Source organism: Bacillus cereus group sp. BfR-BA-01492 (assembly GCF_022662815.1).
Lineage (GTDB): Bacteria > Bacillota > Bacilli > Bacillales > Bacillaceae_G > Bacillus_A > Bacillus_A cereus_BD.
The window spans coordinates 21,555-41,326 of record NZ_JAKUEH010000009.1 but is presented as its reverse complement, the minus strand read 5'-3'; the positions used below and the strand labels follow the sequence as shown (position 1 = coordinate 41,326).

The following is a 19,772-nucleotide window of genomic DNA, read 5'->3' as shown; positions in this document are numbered from 1 at the left end:
TTCATTTCCCCCCTTTAGTTTATTTGTTATATTTTTTTACAACAAGGCAAGTGTTATGTCCACCAAATCCAAATGAGTTGCTCATTACCGCATTAACCTTTTGTACTTGCGCCTCATTAGGTACATAGTTCAAATCCATCCCTTCATCCTGTTCCTTATAATTAATCGTCGGAGGAACAACGTGCTCTTTTAAAGTTAAAATACTTGCAATTAACTCTACCGCTCCAGCACCTCCAAGCAGATGACCAATCATAGACTTGATAGAACTAACTGGAATTGACTTAGCCTTTTCCCCCATCATTTTTTTAATTGCCATTGTTTCACAATAATCATTAAGTTTCGTACTTGTTCCATGAGCATTGATATAGTCTAAATCATTTGGCATCAAACCAGCTTCTTTTAGAGCCAATTTCATTGCCATGAACATTCCTTTACCATCTGGTGCAGTGATATGATAGGCATCCGTTGTCGTTCCATATCCAGATAATTCAGCTAATATATTCGCCCCTCTTTTCCTTGCAAATTCTTCTGATTCTAGAACTAAAACCCCACCACCTGTACCAATTACAAAACCATCCCTATTTTTATCAAAAGGTCGGCTTGCTCCTTGAGGAGAATCATTCCTAGTAGAAAGCGCCCTCATTTTAGAAAAAGAAGCTACATCAAACTGGGTAAAATCCCCTTCTACTCCCCCAACAATCATGATATCTGCCTCGTCATGCTGTATAGCACGCATTCCTTCACCAATACAATTAGCTGCAGTTGCACAAGCAGTTACAAATGCTCCACTCTTTGCCTTTGCACCTATACGAATAGCAATTTCATTCGATAAACTGTTAATCAAAATTCCAGAAGCTACATAAACACTTATAGCTCTAGGTCCTTTATCCAGAAATTTCTTATGATTATTCAGAAGCATATTCATACCACCTGCTCCTGAACCTACCATAGTTCCAATCCGGTATGGATCAATTTTATCTATAGTTAATTTGGCTTCCTCAATTGCTTGCCTTGCGGCCACTACCCCATATTGTGTAAATTTATCCATACGATTGATTTCTTTAGAGTTAAAATAAATGTTAGGATCAAATCCTTTCACCTCAGCACCTATTTTAGTTGCATAACCTTCTGTATCAAAAGAACTTACATACCCTACTCCACTTACACCCTGCAGTAAATTATCCCAAAAAGATTTCACATCATTCCCAATGGGTGTAACAACTCCCATACCGGTTACCACTACACGTCTTTTCACAGCAATCTCCTTTTACTTTGAAATTTACTATTATTCTACAAATTTATAGGTATAACTACATCCGTATTTTCCGCAACCTTAAAAATAAAAAACTATAGATAGTAGACTCTGACATAAACTATACATTTTTCCATAAATATTGAAACCATAGTAAAATTTCAGAAGCATATAAGGAAACTCTCATACAAAGAGAACTACCTTAATCATTTTCATATTGCCCTCGATTTCTTATACTACAAAAAGAATAGACTGTAACCATAAAAGGTTATTCCAACATATAATTCAAAATAATTTGTTGAAAATCACCCTAATAATAGATAATTAATATAAATTAATTTAGCATTTCTCTATCTTCTACTCAGCAAAAATACAACTACATCAATTCTACTTACTTATTACATGCGCTCCTTCTATTTGATTCATAATCCCTTCAAGAAAAGGAGCATATTTGTCTTCATCAAAACGAGATTCTAAATGTTCTTCTAAATGATTTTCTTTAATATCCTCTTCTATTTTCACACGAATAACAGGGTGAATATGAACACTTTGAGAAGCATCTCCTGGAACACGTGGTATATTCAAAACCTCATGGAATTTATGGATATCCCCATACTCAAGGGTTACAAACACAAGCGCCTCCCCTTCTTCCACTTTCATCTCTTTGAATTCATATGATGTACGATGCCCCATATTATGCCACTTATTATTCTTTTGTCGTAATAAAAGGCCCACTAAAGCCGGTTGAAGCCAGAGCTCCCCTGAGTTATTTAATTCATCCAAAATCAGCTTCACTACACAGCCTTCCACAGACTTAGCTCCTCTCTCCACCATTCCTAACTTTTCAGTTATGTGGTGAGCAAGAATTTTTGAATTATAACGGAAGCCATGAATAAAACCACTTGTAGATGTACTTTTATAATCTAAACCATGTGTTTGCGCCCCAGCAAAGTATAAATTTTCAACTTCAGTAGATTCAAACACTCCTGTAATAGAAGGGAATTTATTGTGAAGAATGTTAATATCAAAATCTTGAATAAGCAATTCCACATTTGCTTCAAACCCAGTTGCAGCAATAATTTCATTAAAAAATAGTGTTTCAACCTCTCCTTTAGCATGTACGTATGCTACAGTAACTTCAAATCCGTTTTCAACTTTCTCAATATTCACGATATTACAATCAAGTAGAGCCGCCTGATGTTTTAATTGATAATTCTCTGCAATAATAGAATTGACAGCCCGCAGATTACCAACATAATGTGTTTGATAAGCTAATTTAGCTGGCGTAGGACTGGCTAACATAATAACATTTGCTTCATTTAAAATATCTAATGCACTTTCACTCCCGCTATTTCCTTTTCCAATGATCATTACTCTTTTATCTCGGTAATATTCTTTCGGTTTCATGTCTTCATACATCGTGACCATCTCAATACCTTTGATCTTGGGCTTACTTGGTTTTAGTCCTGTTGCCACAACAACTATACGTCCTAAAAACACCCCTTTTGTTGTTTCCACTTCAAATAAATCGTCTTCGTTCTTTTTTGTCCCTATCCATTTCGTACTATATTGAACTGGTAATTCATACTTACATACTAGATCACCTAACATTTGAACAACGCTTTCTCGACGCGGATAAAAATCCGTACTATAATTACGCATTAGAATATCTTTATCTTTTGTAACTAAGCTATTCCAATCAAATCTCTCTGCATACCGGCTCTTATAAGGCTTTCCTGAATATAATTTATTATTACTGATTAAATTACCATGGACCGGAAATTTACTAAATGAATGTCCCACCTCATGAGAAGCTTCAAGAATTACCATGTTAGGCTCTTTTCCCTGTTCTCTACATAATTCTTTATAAGTTAATGCTAATTGTATGCCACCAGGTCCCCCACCAATAATTACTACATCATGAATAAATTTCTCCATTTCTAAATCCCCCTATATATTTTGAAATAAATTTTAAATAGCACCAAACAAGTAAAAAATCAACTAACTTTCAACTCTTTATTTTCCGCTTTCACTTTTTTCTTTAATGAAAAAGAAAGATTATATACTGGCATTGCCAAGGCTGTTGTAATAATAGCCATCCAGACCAACAAAGAAAATAACTCCTGGGAAATTACCCCATAAGCGAGTCCTATATTTAAAACAATCAATTCCATTAATCCCCTTGCATTCATAAGAGAACCGATGGCAGAAGATTCTCTCCATCCAAACCCCATTCTTTTCATTACTAAAAGACAACCGATATATTTACTAGCGACAGCAATTGACAAGATAGCAAGAAAGGCAACAAAAAGAGAGTAATTCAAAGTTGCAAAACTTGTATTAATTCCAGAATAAGTAAAGAAAATAGGAACTAAAAATACTACAACTATATCCTCTAATTTAGAACGAAGTTCTCTTTGAAAATTAGGATTTTTTGGCATAACAAGCCCTAACATAAAACCACCAAACACTGAATATACGCCGATATAGTCCGTTACAGCCGCAGCACTCAATACAAGAGCAATGATAACCCCTAAATGTCCTTGTGATAAACGCCCTCTTTCTTCAACAAGTTTTCCAAACTTATTCATTAACGGTTTAATAACAGTTAACAATACTAGCATAAAAACTAGCGCTCCTCCTGCAGCAATCAAGCCACCTCTAACTGAATTTGTTGTCACTAAAGCCGTTACAATAGCCAATGCAATCCAACCAAGTGCATCAATAATGCTAGCAGCTAACAAAGTAATGTTAGCAATTTTAGAATTCATTAATTTTCTCTCTTGGAAAATTCTAGCTAACATTGGAAATGCCGTCATAGAAATAGCAATCGCGAGAAACAAACTAAAATGTAACCAATTACTTCCCTTTGAAAATTGATTGTGTAATAATAGGGCCAGAAAAATACCAGATACAAAAGGAGTAATAAACCCCGCTGATGCTAAAGCAACTGAATTTTTATAAAAACGCTTGTCAAATTCCCCAAAGTTAAGTTCCGCCCCAACTAAAAACATATAAAGAGCTAAACCTAGATTACTAAGCATGTACAATACCATTTTGATGTCAGCTGAGAATAGCACTGCATGTAAATCCGGTACAAGGGCTCCAAACAAAGTCGGTCCTAATAAAACCCCCGCTATCATCTCTCCTAAAACACGCGGTTGACCAACACGCAAACATAAATATCCTATAAACCGTGATACTGCAATAATTATTACTAGTACAACAAGTAGTGTTACAAACAAATGTAAATCCTTCAAATGTTAAACTCTCCTTTCTTCCAATCTACTTACTCAACAAAATTGTAATATTTCTCAACATTCTACACATCCGTATAAAGCGCAAGAAATCCATAACTATATTGACTCCTATTTATATTTCCAATACGTTAAAAGAAAACAATCCTAAAAGGAGAGATAAAATGATTATAATTAAAGATTACTTAAAGGATGTTCCAGCTTTATCAGAAACTAATGTTCATGTTTGGCTATTAGAATTAGATAAATCTTCCTATCTATTAAATAGCATCCTTTCAGAAGATGAAAGAATGCGAGCAAACCAATTTATAAATCAAAAGTCCAAACAGACTTTTATTGCTTGTCGTGGCATTTTACGTACTTTATTAGGTATATACCTTAAGCTAGACCCGCAAGAAATTAAACTAGAATATAATTCATATGGTAAGCCACACGTATCTCCTTTACAAAACTATCAATGTATAAATTTTAGTCTCTCACATTCTCAAGATATTGCCGCTTTTTCTTTCTCCCAATATCAAACTATCGGTATTGATATTGAGAATATATATTCTAATCTCAATCCTAACGAACTTAGTCCCCATATTATGACTGATACAGAATTAAAAAATTTTCATAAACTCAGCCAATCAGAAAAGATCTATGCATTTTATCATCTTTGGACTCAAAAAGAAGCTATTGTTAAAGCAGAGGGAACCGGTTTTCAAAAAGCGCCAAATAACATTTCAGGTTATTTAACAACAGACATTAATTTAAATAATTTTCATATTGAAGATTGGAGACTCAATAGCTTTATTGTTAAGAATAGTTACTCCACCTGCATTTGCACAAAAAACAATATAATTTTTCACCCCATTCAGCTCCCAACTATTGCATCTTTATATTCAGCCCCCCAAAAATAAAAGTAATTTTCATTTTTTTTTGACATCTTCTATTCACCCAGTATATACTCAGTATACACTTGGTATATACTGAGTATATACAATGAATAGGAGGTACTTTATGATTAAAGGGCAGAATATAAATAAAAATTATCTTCTTGGAGAGTCGATCTTTCCCGTACTACGTGATATCACTTTAGAGATTCCTAAAGGGGAATTTATAGCAATAATGGGGCCATCTGGTTCTGGAAAAAGCACCTTACTAAATTTACTTGGTGGTCTTGACACACCTGACGAAGGAGATATTTTTATTGATGGGAATACTATCAATAAATTAAACGAAAGACAACGTACATTATTTAGAAGAAAAAATGTAGGGTTTATATTTCAGAATTATCAATTACTACCTAACATGACTGTTACAGAAAACATCGCTTTCCCTATGCAGGCTGCGCATTTAAATAAAAATGCTATTAATGAAAAAGTTTCCTCTCTTATTCAAGCCGTAAAACTGGAAGGAAAAGAGAATAATTTTCCTTCTCAGCTAAGCGGTGGCCAACAACAACGCGTATCAATTGCAAGAGCGCTATCAATGAATCCTAAGTTGATCTTAGCTGATGAACCAACAGGAAATTTAGATCGTAAAACTGGCACTGAAGTCTTGCAATTATTATCCTCTCTACATCGTAACAAAGGATTGACCATCGTTATGGTTACTCACGACATATTAGCTGCAAGTTATGCAGATCGTATTATTCTACTAAGAGATGGATTAATTGAATCAGATATAAAAACGGAGGGCGATACTGATGATGTTATGGCGAGTGTCTTATCGAAGCTTAATACGTAAAAAACTAAGAGCACTTATCACGATCATGGCAATTATCATTGGAATTTCCACCATGTTTGCAGTAATTAGTACTGTAGAAACCGCTAAAGGAATAACAAATAAGCGTCTACAACTCTATACAGGAAACGCAGATTATACTATTTCATCTAGTAAGCACCTATTTTCGAAAGACATATTAAATATTGCAGAACGGGAAAAAGGAGTACGTAGTGCAACAGCTGTACTTCACAAGCAAGCTAGCTTTCATCTAACAGAAGATCGAAGTTTTACTCAAACTAGAATTCGTGTTACAGGGCTTTCTTCTTTTCAAAATGAATTACTTTCCCTTAAAGTAATTCATGGTAATCTAAATAATGAAGGAATCATCATTCCAATGAGAACAGCTGAAATTTGGGGCGTAAATGTGCAAGATACTATTACACTAAATCTTCCGTCTGGGAAAAAGCTAGTCCCAATTGCTGCTATTGTTGAAAACACTCCTTTATTAGAAGGACCAAATAATTGGAAGGAAGCAAGTGATAAGAGTTGGAGAGCACTATCCTCATTGACTGCTGTTCAATCATGGTTTCATCTTCCTAACGAAATACAAGAAATACGACTAAAATTACAATCTACATCAGATTCTCAATCAACTGTAACATCTTTAAAATCTAACATTACTGATCCTTTTATATCAGTACAAAAGGTTATTCTAGATGAAAAACAAACCAATCAGTTAGATGATTTATATTTTATGCTTTATGCAATCGGTGGATTAGCAATGTTTATTAGCTCCTTTATTCTTTATAATACTTTGTATGTTAACATCGTAGAGAGAAAGAATGAAATTGCCATTATGAAAACAATTGGTTATACCCCTTTTCAAATCAAGCAGTTCTTTCTTACGGAAGTAATTATGCTAGCTGGTATAAGCTTAATATTTGGGGTTCCACTCGGATTTGGTTTGGCTACTATCTTACAGGGGACATTATTCAATTCATTTCAAGAAAATATGGCATATACAATACAATATCAATTTGCTTTACCTGCAACACTATTCCTGGGCATCCTTATACCTATGCTAGCTTCTATTATTCCAGTAACGTATGCGAGTAAAGTTAATATAATTGCTACCTTAAAAAATGTGCCTTCTGTACAAGTAAAAAACAGTAAGCTGCGTGCTATCATCGGTATTGTTTCACTTTTGGGTATCTTCATTAATCATATTAGTTCAATATTATTCTTGTTTATAGGAATTATATTGCTGTTTCCCTTTTTAACGAGAATAATTACAAAATCATTGGGCGGAAGGAGAATATTAGGTTACGAAGGGAAAGTGGCAAGTAACAATACTTTATTCACATTAAAACGATCAGCTAATATGTCAGCTATTTTAGCTTTAGCTATCTGCTTAGGACTACTAGTTTCTTCTATCTTTACTTCCTTAGAAAAAAATTTAAGTGAAGATGTGACTCGTTCTTTTGGTGGAAATCTACAATTTTCAACTGAAACTCCTATTACTAATATATTGCCACAAATCCAAAAGATGGAGGGTGTAAAACAGGTTATCTCTTATAAAGAAAAAGAAGTAATTTGGAAATCCAAAAAAGAGACTCGTAATTTCACCATTATTAGTACAGATATAAATTGGTATAAACAAAATCCCTTATTTTATGATCCAAATCATAAAGAAAAAGAACTATTAAAACAGCTAGCTAAAAATACAAATGGAATTTTATTAGGTGATTATGCATTTAAAGAATGGGGCGGATCTATAGGAGAAACTATCACCATCTTGCAAGATAATAATAAAACAAAGGAACTACAAGTAGTTGGGAAAGTCAGCGCTTCGGTATACGGTGGCTATACCGCTTTCATGGAGAAAGAAAACTTTGATACTCACTTCCATGGGATAGAGGCTTACAAAGGACTTATACTAACTACCAATAATAAGAATGAAGCTTATATAAAACGGAACTTTCTGAAAACATTCCAGAATGAACTTTCTGAAATTCGAACTTTACATGAAGAAATTGAAAAACAAAAACGGGCTCTACCAGGTGTAAAATCTTTATTTAACGGTTTACTTATTATTGCCATCATTGTTTCTGGGATTGGAATTTTAAATACTTTAATTATCAATGTAATAGATCGCACACGAGAAATCGCTATTATGAGAGCAGTTGCCTTCACAACTACCCAAGTATATAAAATGATTATATACGAAGGCCTTATTATAGGAATAAACGGTGTAATTATAGGGGTCATCCTAGGAATTCTTACTATATACTTAAACACTTCACTTGCGTCTGATCCTTTAATTGAATTTTCCATGTCACTTCCTACCTTAGTAACTGCAATTATTTCCGGTATTCTCGTTAGCTGTCTGTCCGCTATTATACCGGCTTACAAGGCATCAAATACTAAACTTGATAGAGCACTAAAAGAAGATTAGTGGTGAATAAATATGTCAGTAAAACATGCGATATTAACATTGTTATCTCAATCCCCTCGACATCGTTATGATTTAAAAATCTCTTTTGATACGATGGTTTACAATCAATGGGAACTAAATACCGGGCAAATCTACACGACTATAGATCGACTAATTAGGGATGGATTTGTAGAAGAGATATACGAAGAAAGTGAATCTGATTTAAAAACTTATAGAATTACTAAAAGCGGGGAAGAGGAACTTCACAACTGGCTTCTCCTCCCTGTAGAAACTTCAATCCTAAAAGATGAATTTTACTTTAAGTTATTATGTGCAAAAAGATTACACTACTCTCAACTATCCAGCATGATTAAACAACAAAAAGAATCTATTATCAAAACAATATTACAGCTTCAAAGATTACGGCTCAATATTGATTCTACTAAAGAAAGTGAAGGAATGTCATTCCTAATTGAAGGGAAACTGCTTCATTTAGAAGCTGATTTAAAGTGGCTAGATATGTTTCAAAAAGATTAAGGAGGATTAAAAATGGATTTTATTCTAGAAAATAAATGGACATTTCTCATTATGGCTGAGGCTATATTTTGGGTTTCTATTATATGCTTCTTATTACTACGTTATTGGTTTGAATTTAAAAAATTAAGTATCGCATTCTTCATACTATTTATTGTAAATGATTTATGGATTGCTACTATGGGATTTTTTGATTATTTAAACACAGGCAAATTTTCCAATTATCAAACCATTATAGTGATAATTATTGTATATGCACTCACTTATGGAAAAACTGACTTTAGAAAACTCGATGCTTTTATCCAAAAAAAGGTTGCAAAATGGAAGGGAAATCCTATACCTGAATTTCAGGATGTTAAAAAATTATCCGGAAAAGAACATGCAAAAAGTGAACGAAAACATTTTTTCATCCATTTACTTATTTATATAGTAGCTCATGTTATACTGGTTTCCATATTCGGACTATCTGATCAGCTCACCGATATTCACAGTATATGGAATACACTAGTAACTTGGTTTGAAGAAAAGCAACCACATTTCCCATCTAATAACATTGCTTTTAATAATTTAAGTAGGATTTGGTCACTTATACTAGCTATAGACGCAGTAATCTCTCTATCTTATACATTCTTTCCTAAAGAAGGGACATCAAAAAATACTTCTTATTAAATATAGAAAGTATATGCACTAATAAAAAAACTTTTTGTAATTATTAAAGATTAGTAGCACAGACCATGGCCATGGTCTGTGCTACTAATCTTAGTATGTTTTATAACAAAAAATCAACTTAATGCAAAAGAATTTAAAGTGGCATGTTCCCATGTTTTTTCATGACTTTCTCCTCTTTCTTCGTTCGTAACATATCAAGTGCCTGTATCAATTTTATACGTGTTTCCCTTGGATCTATAACATCATCAACAAACCCATACTTTGCAGCAATATATGGATTTGCAAATTTATCACTATATTCCTTACCCAGCTCTCTACGTTTCATGTCAGGCTTATCGCTCTTTTGAATATCCTTTGAAAAAATAATATTTACTGCCCCTTGCGATCCCATTACTGCAATTTCTGCATTTGGCCATGCATATACAACATCCGCTCCGATAGCCTTGCTATTTAATGCAACGTATGCTCCACCATAAGCCTTTCTCAAAATCACTGTAATTTTCGGAACTGTTGCTTCAGAATAAGCGTATAAAATTTTAGCACCGTGACGAATAATACCATTATGTTCTTGCTTTACACCCGGAAAAAAACCCGTTACATCTTCAAATGTAATCAATGGAATCTGAAAAGAATCACAAAAACGAATAAAACGTGCTATTTTATCAGATGAATCAATATCTAAACTTCCAGCTAATTTCTTCGGCTGATTACAAACAAGACCAACTACTTCTCCTTTTATACGAGCAAACCCTATCACAATATTTTCCGCAAAACTTTTTTGCACTTCAAAAAAAGACGTAATATCAACCACTTGTTCAATAACATGACGTATATCATAAGGCCTTTGTTTATCATCAGGGATAATATCAGCTAAATCTTCACGATAATCTTCCACTGATTCTTCTTTAATTATAGGTGATTTCTCTTGATAATTTTGTGGTAAATATGAAAGAAGTGTACGAACAAGATACAATGCTTCATACTCGTCCACTGCAGAAAAATGCGCATTTCCACTGATTTTATTATGAACCATCGCTCCACCTAAATTCTCAGGTGAAATTATTTCTCCTGTTACTGCCTCAATTACTTTTGGTCCTGTAATAAACATCTGACTTTTCTCTTCAACCATAATAACAAAATCTGTAATAGCTGGAGAGTATACCGCTCCTCCTGCACAAGCTCCTAAAATCACTGATATTTGAGGGATAACTCCTGAATATTTCACATTTCTATGAAAAATTTGACCATATCCATCTAGAGATAGCACCCCTTCTTGAATACGTGCACCACCTGAATCATTTAAACCAACAATGGGAATACCATTTTTCCCAGCCAAATCCATGATATTTGAAATTTTCTTCGCATGCATTTCTCCGAGCGCGCCACCAAATACAGTAAAGTCTTGTGAAAATAGATAAATTGGACGGCCATTTACTTTTCCATATCCTGTGATAACTCCGTCACCAGGACCTACTTTTTTATCTAGCCCAAAATCTGTACACCTATGTTCAATAAACGGTTGTAACTCTACAAATGTATCTTTATCTAGTAGCAATTCTATACGTTCTCTCGCTGTCAGTTTACCTTTTTGGTGCTGCCTTTCTATTCTTTTGTAACCTCCTCCAATTTCAATACTATTCTTTTTGTCATACAATTCAGTTATTTTACTGTAAATATCAATCATATTCTCCCCCCTTATCACATAGCTCGTACAATGTACCATAGCTTGAACTAGGATGAATAAAAGCAATTGACGTACCTTTTGCCCCTCTTTGAGGTATTTCATTAATCATTTGTATTCCACATTCCTTCATATGCTGAATCCTCTCCTCAAGCGAGGTTGTTCCTAATGCTATATGATGTATTCCCTCCCCATTTTTCTGTATAAATCGTGCAATTGAACTTTCTGGACTTAATGGTTCCAATAACTCTAATTTACTTTCACCAATAGCTAAAAAGGCAACTTTTACTTTTTGTACCACTACCTCCTCTATCCCTAATAATTTTAGCTTTAGGACATCTACATAAAAAGGTAATGCCCTTTCTAAAGAATTTACCGCAATTCCAATATGCTCAATTTTTTTAATCATTTCTTATCCTCCTGTATGTCAAACTATATTTCCCTTTTTTTAATTCACTCAATTAAAAATTTGTTTACTATATACTTGCCAACTTTCATATTTCTAACTATGGCCTAACAATTTATATTCTAGAACAACTTATTCAACATAACGTATTCCTTGACGGAAAGAATAAAAAACAATCGCTACAACAAACAAAGAAATACCACTCCAAAATATAATATTTGAAATCCCAATGTTATACGTAAGAAGTATTGATGTGACTCCATAAGAAAGCGGTGTTAGTCCCATCGATGCTAAAGTGAGTAAACTCATAACTCTTCCTAAATACTGTTTTTCTGTATACTCTTGAATGATACCAATTACTGGAATTATTATCATTTGTGTGAACAATCCAACAAGAAACAACATAATTACACTATACAAAAGTTCTATCGATGTACTAAAAATTATAAAACTTATAGATAAACACATAAGAAGTATAAGAATTAATTTTCCTCTTTGCTTTTTTACATTGAGTAATACCATAATAATGGATCCAATAAATAAACCTAATGATAAACTCGCCTCTAAAAAACTGTAGTCAAATGCTTCTCCATTTAATATGGTATCAACAAAAATAGGCAATCCTATAAATAAGGGCCCAACTATAAGAAAATTCACTAAAATAGAAATTAATACAAGAGATACCAAAATATTAGATAGGTGTAAATATTGAATACCCTTTCGCATTTCTGTTCCAATCCTAATTCTCTCTACACTTTTCTTTTTATCATGCTGAATCTTAATAAAGGCAACCATAATCGTACTTATTAGTAGCATACTAGCAACAAATATAAATGCTATCATATAATTGTATTTCCCTATTAATATCCCAGCAATTACAGGTCCTGCGATTACTGTAAACTGATTTGTCGTATAAATAATAGAGTTTGCTCTTGCTAATTGTGATGATCCGACTATTAATGGTATAACTGAATCCCTAGCAGGATAGAAAAATGCGTTCAATATTCCAAATAAAAAAGAGTAGGCAATAAATATTGTAAAGTGAACTCTTGTGAATAGTAGGAATAATAAAACAATAGAGACTACAAGAATCGTTCTCATAAAATCTGACCATAACATAATCTTCCCCTTATTCCCGTGATCAGCAAGCACACCTCCTACAAATAAAAATAATATTTGTGGAACACTCGACCCCATCATTACCCACCCTACCGCTTCTCCTAAATTTAAAAACCTTACTATATACCATGTCTGTGTAAAAAGAAACATTGATGAACCTAAACTAGAAAATCCTGCTGCCATCATAATTAAAATAAAGGGTTTATTTCTAAATAAATTTGATAAATACTCCTGATCCTCAGCTACCGCTTCCATATTACTCCCTCTTTTTTCTTGTTTTCATTTTTAAAACAACGAAATAATAAATTGTAATTAAAATTTTTATTTATCCCTCATTTATAAAAAAGAGGGGCTTAGCATATTTCACTAAGCACCAATTTTAAATTCATGTTTCTTCTTACGCTTTTTTGTCCATTTATATTTCAACTTCATTAAACTTTCGTATACAATAGGCACAATAATTAATGTTAGTAACGTTGAAGATGTCAGTCCGCCAATTACAGTGACTCCTAGTCCCTTTGAAATAAGTCCACTACCATCTGAATTTTCCGTAAATAACAATGGCGATAATGCACCTACCGTAGCAATAGCAGTCATAAGAATAGGTCTCAACCTAGTTACTCCTGCTTCAAGAATTGACTCTCTTAATAGAATACCTTTTTTCTCGTTTTTAATTGCTCTATCTATTAGAACAACAGCGTTTGTTACAACGATACCTATTAACATTAATGCACCAATCATTACAGAGACACTAATTGATTCATTTGTAATTAATAAACCTAATAAACTTCCAATTAGAGCATACGGCAAAGAGAATAGTATAGCTAATGGAGCTAATCCGCCTCCAAAAGTAACCACTAAAACAAAGTATACAATTACAATTGCACTACCTATTGCGATTCCTATCTGTGCAAAAGACTCATCAATTTGTTCTGTTACCCCACCAACATTAACTTGTACTCCTGACGGTACTGATAATTCATCGATTTTCTTTTGAATATTCTCCGTAACTTTTTCAACATCTTTATCAGTTATCTCAGCTGATATTTTTGTATATACATCTCCATTTCGCTTAGTTATGAACGCCGGGGTATCCACCTCCGCTTCACTCAAGATTTCTCCTAACTCTACCTTTTGAGTTGAATTTGTAGTAACTTGCTGTTTAGTAAGTTCGGCTTGGTGTACTATATTATCTCTTTCCACAGTCTTAATTGGTATTTTTTGCCCATCAACTTTTAATTCACCAATCTGTTCTTCCTTAGCCGAACCAAGTTTATTATATATTTGCGTTGGCTGAATTCCTAAAGAAACCATTTTTTCTGTATTTAATATAAAATTCACCTGTCTTAAAGAATCCGATAAATCCGACTTAACATTTGTAACCTTCTGATTATTATCCAAGCTTTTTTTCACCGAATCTGCAACTGGTCTAATTTCTTCAATCGTTTTTCCATAAACGAAAACATCTACACTCCCATTACTATTTCCTGAACTATTGAATCCCCACTCACCCATTCCCAACTTTTGAAGATCATTAAAAATAATATCTTTCTCTTTGGTTAAATCTTTTAAACCATCTTTATAAGTAATAAAAAACAAAACTTGTTTCTTGTTAGCTGGATGTAGCGGATTACCCTCTCCATAAGATGACTGTATCATCTTTATGTGATCCCGTTTGAGTAGATATTCTTCTGCTTTTTTAACGTCCTTCTTAATTGTATCGTCTGTAGCACCAGGTACGGGATTGTAAGTTGCTAATATCATTTTATTCCCATTGGAACCGATGAAACTGACTCCAATAGACGGTATTAAGAATATACTTCCTATAAATAGTGCGCTGGCTAAACAAAAAGTAATTAATTTATGATTTAAACTCCAATTCAATATCGCATGATAGCTTTTAGTTACTCGACTCGAAGATGTTTTCTTAGTAACTTCCCCTTTCCTCTTAAGCATTAAATGCGCCATCATTGGAACAACAGTAATTGAAACAACTAGAGAAGCTAATAAAGCAAATACAATTGTAACTCCAAATGGCATAAACAACTCTCCAACAGGTCCATCAATTAAACCTAATGGCAAGAACACTGCAATAGTTACAATAGTAGATGACATAATTGATGAAAACATCTCAGAAGTTGCTGCCTTTATTAAATTAACTCCACTTAATTTTTCCTCAGTTAATGTCATGCGTCGGTAGATATTTTCTATAACTACAATAGAATCGTCTATAACTCTTCCAATTGCTACCGTCATGGCACCTAATGTCATTAGATTTAATGTCATATTTAACTGTTTTAACATTATTAAAGAAATGACAAGTGATACTGGTATAGAAATAACAGCAATAATTGTAGATTTTATATCCCTTAAGAACAGTAAGATAATTAGTACCGCGAAAGCAGCACCCATCAATGTTTTATTTATCATCACTCCAACAGATTCTTTAATTGGCTCTCCACTATCTAAAACGGATACAAACTCTAACGAGTTATGCTTCTGTTGTAATTTTTTCATTTTATCTTTGATATCATCCACTACATTTACCGTATTACTATTACTATTACTACTTTGTAATATTTGAATACCAATTCCTTCTACCCCGTTAGCTTTAGAAACAGATTGAGATTTTTGAACAATATTTACATCTGCAACCTCTTTGAGAGTAACCGAAGTTTCTCTTTCATTAGAATTATTATTTTGTGCTTTTAAATTTATAGGAATAGGTAATTCCTTTATCTTTTCAAAACTATCTTCATTGCCATTAACCTTTATGATTTTTTCTTTACCATCAAGTACGTGCATTCCTAAATTCATATCAGTTTTAATAGTTTTTAAATATGCTGTTACGTCTTTTACAGACAAAGCATATTGATCTAGCTTATCTTGTTTATACTTAATCTCCACTTCCTTGTTTTTCTTCCCAATAATTTCAACTTTAGAAACACCTTCCACCTCTTCAAATGCAGGCATTATCTCCTTTTGAGCCAACACACTTAAATCCTCTATTTTTTTAGTATTATCAGTTAAAGATAACACCATTACAGGTAAACCATTAAAGTTAGCTCTTGCTATATCTGGATTCATAACTCCTTCAGGAAAATCCAATCCAGATACCATTTCCTTAATTTTATTTTCTGCTTTTTCCATATCGGTCTTGAAATCGTACTGAATTTCGATTGTAGAAGCACCTTCAAAAGAAGTAGAAGTAATATTTTTAACCCCTTCCAGGTTAGACACCTTTTTTTCAATTGGTTCTGTTACATCACTCAATATCGTATCTGGTGATGCTCCAGGGTATACAGTTGTAATGTTTACAACTGGCTCATTAATATTAGGTATAGTCTCTAGTTTCATAGAAAAACCTACGTATATTCCAAACACAATAATAAAGCACGTTACAATCCAAATGGCTAGCTTATTTCCAATTGAAAATTCAATGATTGATTTCATATATCGTCTCCATTTACATATTTTTTCATTACATCTACACTCCCTAAAAACCACCTATTACGGTATAGTAACCAGAACTCTTACCTGACATAACATGTAATGTAATTTTCACAATACAGAGTTGCAGAGATATGATCCTATTAAGAATAGAAATAACCTTTCCTATTTTTTAATGAATTAAGCACGTATCCTATAGTTGATTTAATAGTATTAAAAAATACTTTTTCTTCTTTTGAATACTCACTTAATATATTAGTATTCATATCGTTATATCTACTAAGTGCTATTAATTAATTCTTCACTTTTTATTTTTATCGAATATAAACATATTCTTGATAATAATATTCCTTTAATATCATCCCCCTCATAGTATCCAGATTTTTTTACTCCTACTCCCCTCATATAAGCTCTTTTCCAGTTCATTATAAAAAATATAATTTAAGAAAACCCCAGTGTATCACGCATATTTCTTATTGCGACCTTTCTAACTTACAAATAATTTTTAAAATTCCATATTTTACCTTAATTATAAAGAGAAAGTTCTTAAAAAATTATTGTTTTCATAACTGAACAAATTTTTTTATATTAGCACAAAATAAAAAAGGTAAACTCGATACAAGACCGAATTTACCTTTTAAATCAACATTTCTAATACATTTTTTATTTCTCTCTTACAGTTTTTAATTCCTCTAATAACTCTTCTACATAGTGCTGTACACTTTGTGCTGCTATACTACCATCGCCAGTTGCTGTAACAATTTGGCGAAGCATTTTTTCACGAATATCGCCAGCTGCGAAAATACCAGGTACTTTCGTCTCCATGCGCTCATTTGTTTCAATATAACCATTTTCATTTGTAATCCCTAATTCAGCAAATGGTTTTGATAATGGTAACATACCGATATAAACGAATGCGCCGTCCGCTTTAAATTCTGTTTCTTCACCAGTGTTTACATCTACAATTGTAACACTACCTACTTTACCGTTTTCCTCGTTAATTTGTTTTACAGTGTGGTTCCAAATGAAGTCTACTTTTTCATTTTGGAAAGCGCGGTCTTGCAAGATTTTCTGTGCACGAAGAGCATCGCGACGATGAATGATTGTTACTTTTGAAGCGAAACGTGTTAAATAGACACCCTCTTCAACCGCTGAGTCTCCACCACCGATTACAACAAGTTCTTTCTCTTTAAAGAATGCACCGTCACATACTGCGCAATACGATACACCGCGGCCTCCAAGTTCTTTTTCACCTGGAACACCAAGTTTTTTATACTCTGCCCCACTTGCAATGATAATGGCACGTGCTTTGTACTCTTTTTTACCTGCTATAATTGTTTTATATTCTTTTCCATTGATGACTTCTTTTACATCACCATATGCATATTCAGCACCAAATTTCTTTGCGTGCTCGAACATTTTATTGGATAAATCCGGTCCTAAAATGGATTCATAACCTGGATAGTTCTCTACTTCTTCTGTATTTGCCATTTGTCCACCTGGAATACCGCGTTCTAACATAAGTGTACTTAAATTCGCACGAGATGTATAAACTGCAGCTGTCATCCCAGCTGGTCCTGCACCAATAATAATGACATCATAAATTTTTTCTTCTGACACACTATTCACTCCTATTCATACCTACAACTTACCCTCATTATACTGTTAGCATTTGCTTTTTCCTAGCGATATGCCTATGCATGTGTACGCCTTACTGCTTGCACATATTTTCTTAGCGTAGCTACAGATACATTATATATATTTCCTAGTTCGGCCTGTGTCATTTTATTTTTTTTCTCACTGCGGACAATATATTCAATTGCCGCTGACCATCCAAATATATTAGTAAAAGCCGTATCGGAAGTATATAAACGTATGAAAGTACAGAACCAAAAATGTAAGCACTCTTCAATTAATTCATCTTCTTTATTTGTGTAGTTATATAAGATATCCGCAATTCGAATACATTGTTCAAATGGCTTTAGTTCAGACGGAATACTCTTATGACTACCAAGTAAGAAGAAGCATTTTGCAATTTCCGACACAACGGGAACACCGTTCTTCGCCTGTACAATATCAAAGAAAAAACCAATTTTTTCGGGCGTTGTCAGTTCATTCATTAAATATAGTGCTAACATTTGCTCTTCTAACGTTGTACTTTCTTGAAATGTTTTACGCAATTCTTCAAATAAAACTTTTTGCCCTTCATCAGCTAAATTCAAGGCATTCCAAGGTTCTTTTCCTTTTTTATCAGGGTGTAACTCTACCACTGACTGCCACATTTTCTCCGCTGTACGATAATCTTTTACCATATAAGAAGCGTATGCGAACCAATAATAAAAGCTAACATCCCCTTCATATCCTTGACGTTTCAATAGCTTTAACCATTTATAAGCATGCTCAAAATGACCGATAGTTGCAAACGTTGTTCCTAATTTTAATCGATGTTCAAATGAAATTGGATATACAGATTTCATTTGCTCTGCTAGCGCTTCTACTTGCTTATGTTCTCCAATTGAGTATAGAAAAATAAGTGTGTTACAAAGAGCATGCATGTTGCCGGGATTTTTCTCTAAAATCATTTCTATTAACTTCAGCGCCTGATCTACATTCCCCGACTGAAAATGAGCAATTGCTAAATTATTATAACCGGACCAAAATTCCGGATAATCCTTCGTAACAATTTCTAAAGTAGCAATCGCTTCTTCTAATTGACCATTACGAATGTAACGATTTGCTTCTTCCTGCATCACAATCAGTTCGTCTTCATCTTCCATCTCTTCAGCATCTAATGATTCCTCTTCCATAATTTCAAGTAATTCTAACGTATCTTCTACAAATTCCTTTTCGGTTGCAATTTCTAAATATTGCTCCGCATATTTTTTTGCCTGTTGAAATAAGCCAAGATAGGCATAATTATTCGCGATAAAATAATAGCACTGTTCAATCTCAGAATGAGAACGAATCAATTTTAGAAGAATTTGATTCGACTCTTGATATTCACCAGCCTCAGATAGCACAGTTGCTAATTGGCATAAAATAAACGGCTCTTTCTTATTTTGTGCCGCTCTACGAAAATATTTAATCGCATCTTCTAATTTATGCCCTTGATACGCTTTCATCCCTTTTTTATAAAAGAAATCCGCTAATTGATGAAAAGAGATAACTTGTCCATTCTCCTTATATATTCTTTGATTTTTCCCCATAAATCCTCCAGTTTTTTGTTTTCTACGTTCACACATTATTCTATCTTTAAGTAT

Annotated in this window: 13 protein-coding genes and 1 pseudogene; 5 read left to right on the top strand and 9 right to left on the bottom strand. The window is 33.4% G+C overall.

From position 1 onward, the window contains the following. Positions 1-19 precede the first annotated feature (19 nt). The 3 genes from fabF to MR063_RS12755 form a co-directional block, all read right to left on the bottom strand. On the bottom strand, positions 20-1,255 hold the full coding sequence (fabF, locus tag MR063_RS12765) for a beta-ketoacyl-ACP synthase II (RefSeq protein WP_242198257.1): 1,236 nt from the start codon (positions 1,253-1,255) through the stop codon (positions 20-22). A gap of 384 nt (positions 1,256-1,639) precedes the next feature. Continuing rightward, positions 1,640-3,190 (bottom strand): NAD(P)-binding domain-containing protein, encoded by a 1,551-nt coding sequence (locus MR063_RS12760; RefSeq protein WP_242198255.1) that lies wholly within the window; start codon positions 3,188-3,190, stop codon positions 1,640-1,642. Positions 3,191-3,249: 59 nt separating this feature from the next. Further along, a complete protein-coding gene (locus MR063_RS12755; RefSeq protein ID WP_242198253.1) occupies positions 3,250-4,497 on the bottom strand; it encodes a cation:proton antiporter domain-containing protein in 1,248 nt (415 codons plus the stop codon). Positions 4,498-4,673: 176 nt separating this feature from the next. On the opposite strand from MR063_RS12755, the gene MR063_RS12750 reads away from it, so the two are divergent. From MR063_RS12750 to MR063_RS12730, 5 genes are all read left to right on the top strand, one after another. Beyond that, positions 4,674-5,411 (top strand): 4'-phosphopantetheinyl transferase family protein, encoded by a 738-nt coding sequence (locus MR063_RS12750; RefSeq protein ID WP_242198251.1) that lies wholly within the window; start codon positions 4,674-4,676, stop codon positions 5,409-5,411. Positions 5,412-5,511: 100 nt separating this feature from the next. Further along, complete coding sequence (locus MR063_RS12745) at positions 5,512-6,240, top strand: ABC transporter ATP-binding protein (RefSeq protein ID WP_242198249.1); 729 nt, start codon at positions 5,512-5,514, stop codon at positions 6,238-6,240. A gap of 25 nt (positions 6,241-6,265) precedes the next feature. Further along, positions 6,266-8,674, top strand: a complete 2,409-nt coding sequence (locus tag MR063_RS12740; RefSeq protein WP_242198247.1) for an ABC transporter permease — start codon at positions 6,266-6,268, stop codon at positions 8,672-8,674. A gap of 12 nt (positions 8,675-8,686) precedes the next feature. Further along, complete coding sequence (locus MR063_RS12735; protein ID WP_242198245.1) at positions 8,687-9,190, top strand: PadR family transcriptional regulator; 504 nt, start codon at positions 8,687-8,689, stop codon at positions 9,188-9,190. Positions 9,191-9,202: 12 nt separating this feature from the next. Beyond that, complete coding sequence (locus MR063_RS12730; RefSeq protein WP_242198242.1) at positions 9,203-9,856, top strand: hypothetical protein; 654 nt, start codon at positions 9,203-9,205, stop codon at positions 9,854-9,856. A gap of 133 nt (positions 9,857-9,989) precedes the next feature. On the opposite strand, the gene MR063_RS12725 is transcribed toward MR063_RS12730, so the two are convergent. The 6 genes and pseudogenes from MR063_RS12725 to MR063_RS12700 all read right to left on the bottom strand — a co-directional run bounded on the left by MR063_RS12725 (position 9,990) and on the right by MR063_RS12700 (position 19,718). Next, a complete protein-coding gene (locus MR063_RS12725) occupies positions 9,990-11,540 on the bottom strand; it encodes an acyl-CoA carboxylase subunit beta (protein ID WP_242198240.1) in 1,551 nt (516 codons plus the stop codon). Next, the gene (mce, locus tag MR063_RS12720; RefSeq protein ID WP_242198238.1) at positions 11,533-11,946 is read right to left on the bottom strand and encodes a methylmalonyl-CoA epimerase; all 414 of its coding nucleotides are present in this window, start codon (positions 11,944-11,946) and stop codon (positions 11,533-11,535) included. The genes MR063_RS12725 and mce overlap by 8 nt, the downstream gene beginning before the upstream one ends. Before the next feature lie 129 nt (positions 11,947-12,075). Beyond that, positions 12,076-13,317 (bottom strand): MFS transporter, encoded by a 1,242-nt coding sequence (locus MR063_RS12715; protein ID WP_242198237.1) that lies wholly within the window; start codon positions 13,315-13,317, stop codon positions 12,076-12,078. Positions 13,318-13,428: 111 nt separating this feature from the next. Continuing rightward, positions 13,429-16,494, bottom strand: a pseudogene (locus tag MR063_RS12710) (efflux RND transporter permease subunit); the annotation flags it as partial. A gap of 681 nt (positions 16,495-17,175) precedes the next feature. After that, positions 17,176-18,132, bottom strand: coding sequence for a thioredoxin-disulfide reductase (trxB, locus tag MR063_RS12705; protein ID WP_242198233.1), 957 nt, complete (start codon positions 18,130-18,132; stop codon positions 17,176-17,178). A gap of 74 nt (positions 18,133-18,206) precedes the next feature. Then, on the bottom strand, positions 18,207-19,718 hold the full coding sequence (locus MR063_RS12700; RefSeq protein ID WP_242198230.1) for a tetratricopeptide repeat protein: 1,512 nt from the start codon (positions 19,716-19,718) through the stop codon (positions 18,207-18,209). Positions 19,719-19,772 lie beyond the last annotated feature (54 nt).

Excerpts from the sequence above, each read along its gene's own strand:
- MR063_RS12760 (WP_242198255.1), bottom strand. The coding sequence starts at position 3,190 with ATGGAGAAATTTATTCATGATGTAGTAATTATTGGTGGGGGACCTGGT.
- MR063_RS12750 (WP_242198251.1), top strand. The coding sequence starts at position 4,674 with ATGATTATAATTAAAGATTACTTAAAGGATGTTCCAGCTTTATCAGAA.
- MR063_RS12745 (WP_242198249.1), top strand. The coding sequence starts at position 5,512 with ATGATTAAAGGGCAGAATATAAATAAAAATTATCTTCTTGGAGAGTCG.
- MR063_RS12740 (WP_242198247.1), top strand. The coding sequence starts at position 6,266 with ATGGCAATTATCATTGGAATTTCCACCATGTTTGCAGTAATTAGTACT.
- MR063_RS12735 (WP_242198245.1), top strand. The coding sequence starts at position 8,687 with ATGTCAGTAAAACATGCGATATTAACATTGTTATCTCAATCCCCTCGA.
- MR063_RS12730 (WP_242198242.1), top strand. The coding sequence starts at position 9,203 with ATGGATTTTATTCTAGAAAATAAATGGACATTTCTCATTATGGCTGAG.
- MR063_RS12725 (WP_242198240.1), bottom strand. The coding sequence starts at position 11,540 with ATGATTGATATTTACAGTAAAATAACTGAATTGTATGACAAAAAGAAT.
- mce (WP_242198238.1), bottom strand. The coding sequence starts at position 11,946 with ATGATTAAAAAAATTGAGCATATTGGAATTGCGGTAAATTCTTTAGAA.
- MR063_RS12715 (WP_242198237.1), bottom strand. The coding sequence starts at position 13,317 with ATGGAAGCGGTAGCTGAGGATCAGGAGTATTTATCAAATTTATTTAGA.
- MR063_RS12700 (WP_242198230.1), bottom strand. The coding sequence starts at position 19,718 with ATGGGGAAAAATCAAAGAATATATAAGGAGAATGGACAAGTTATCTCT.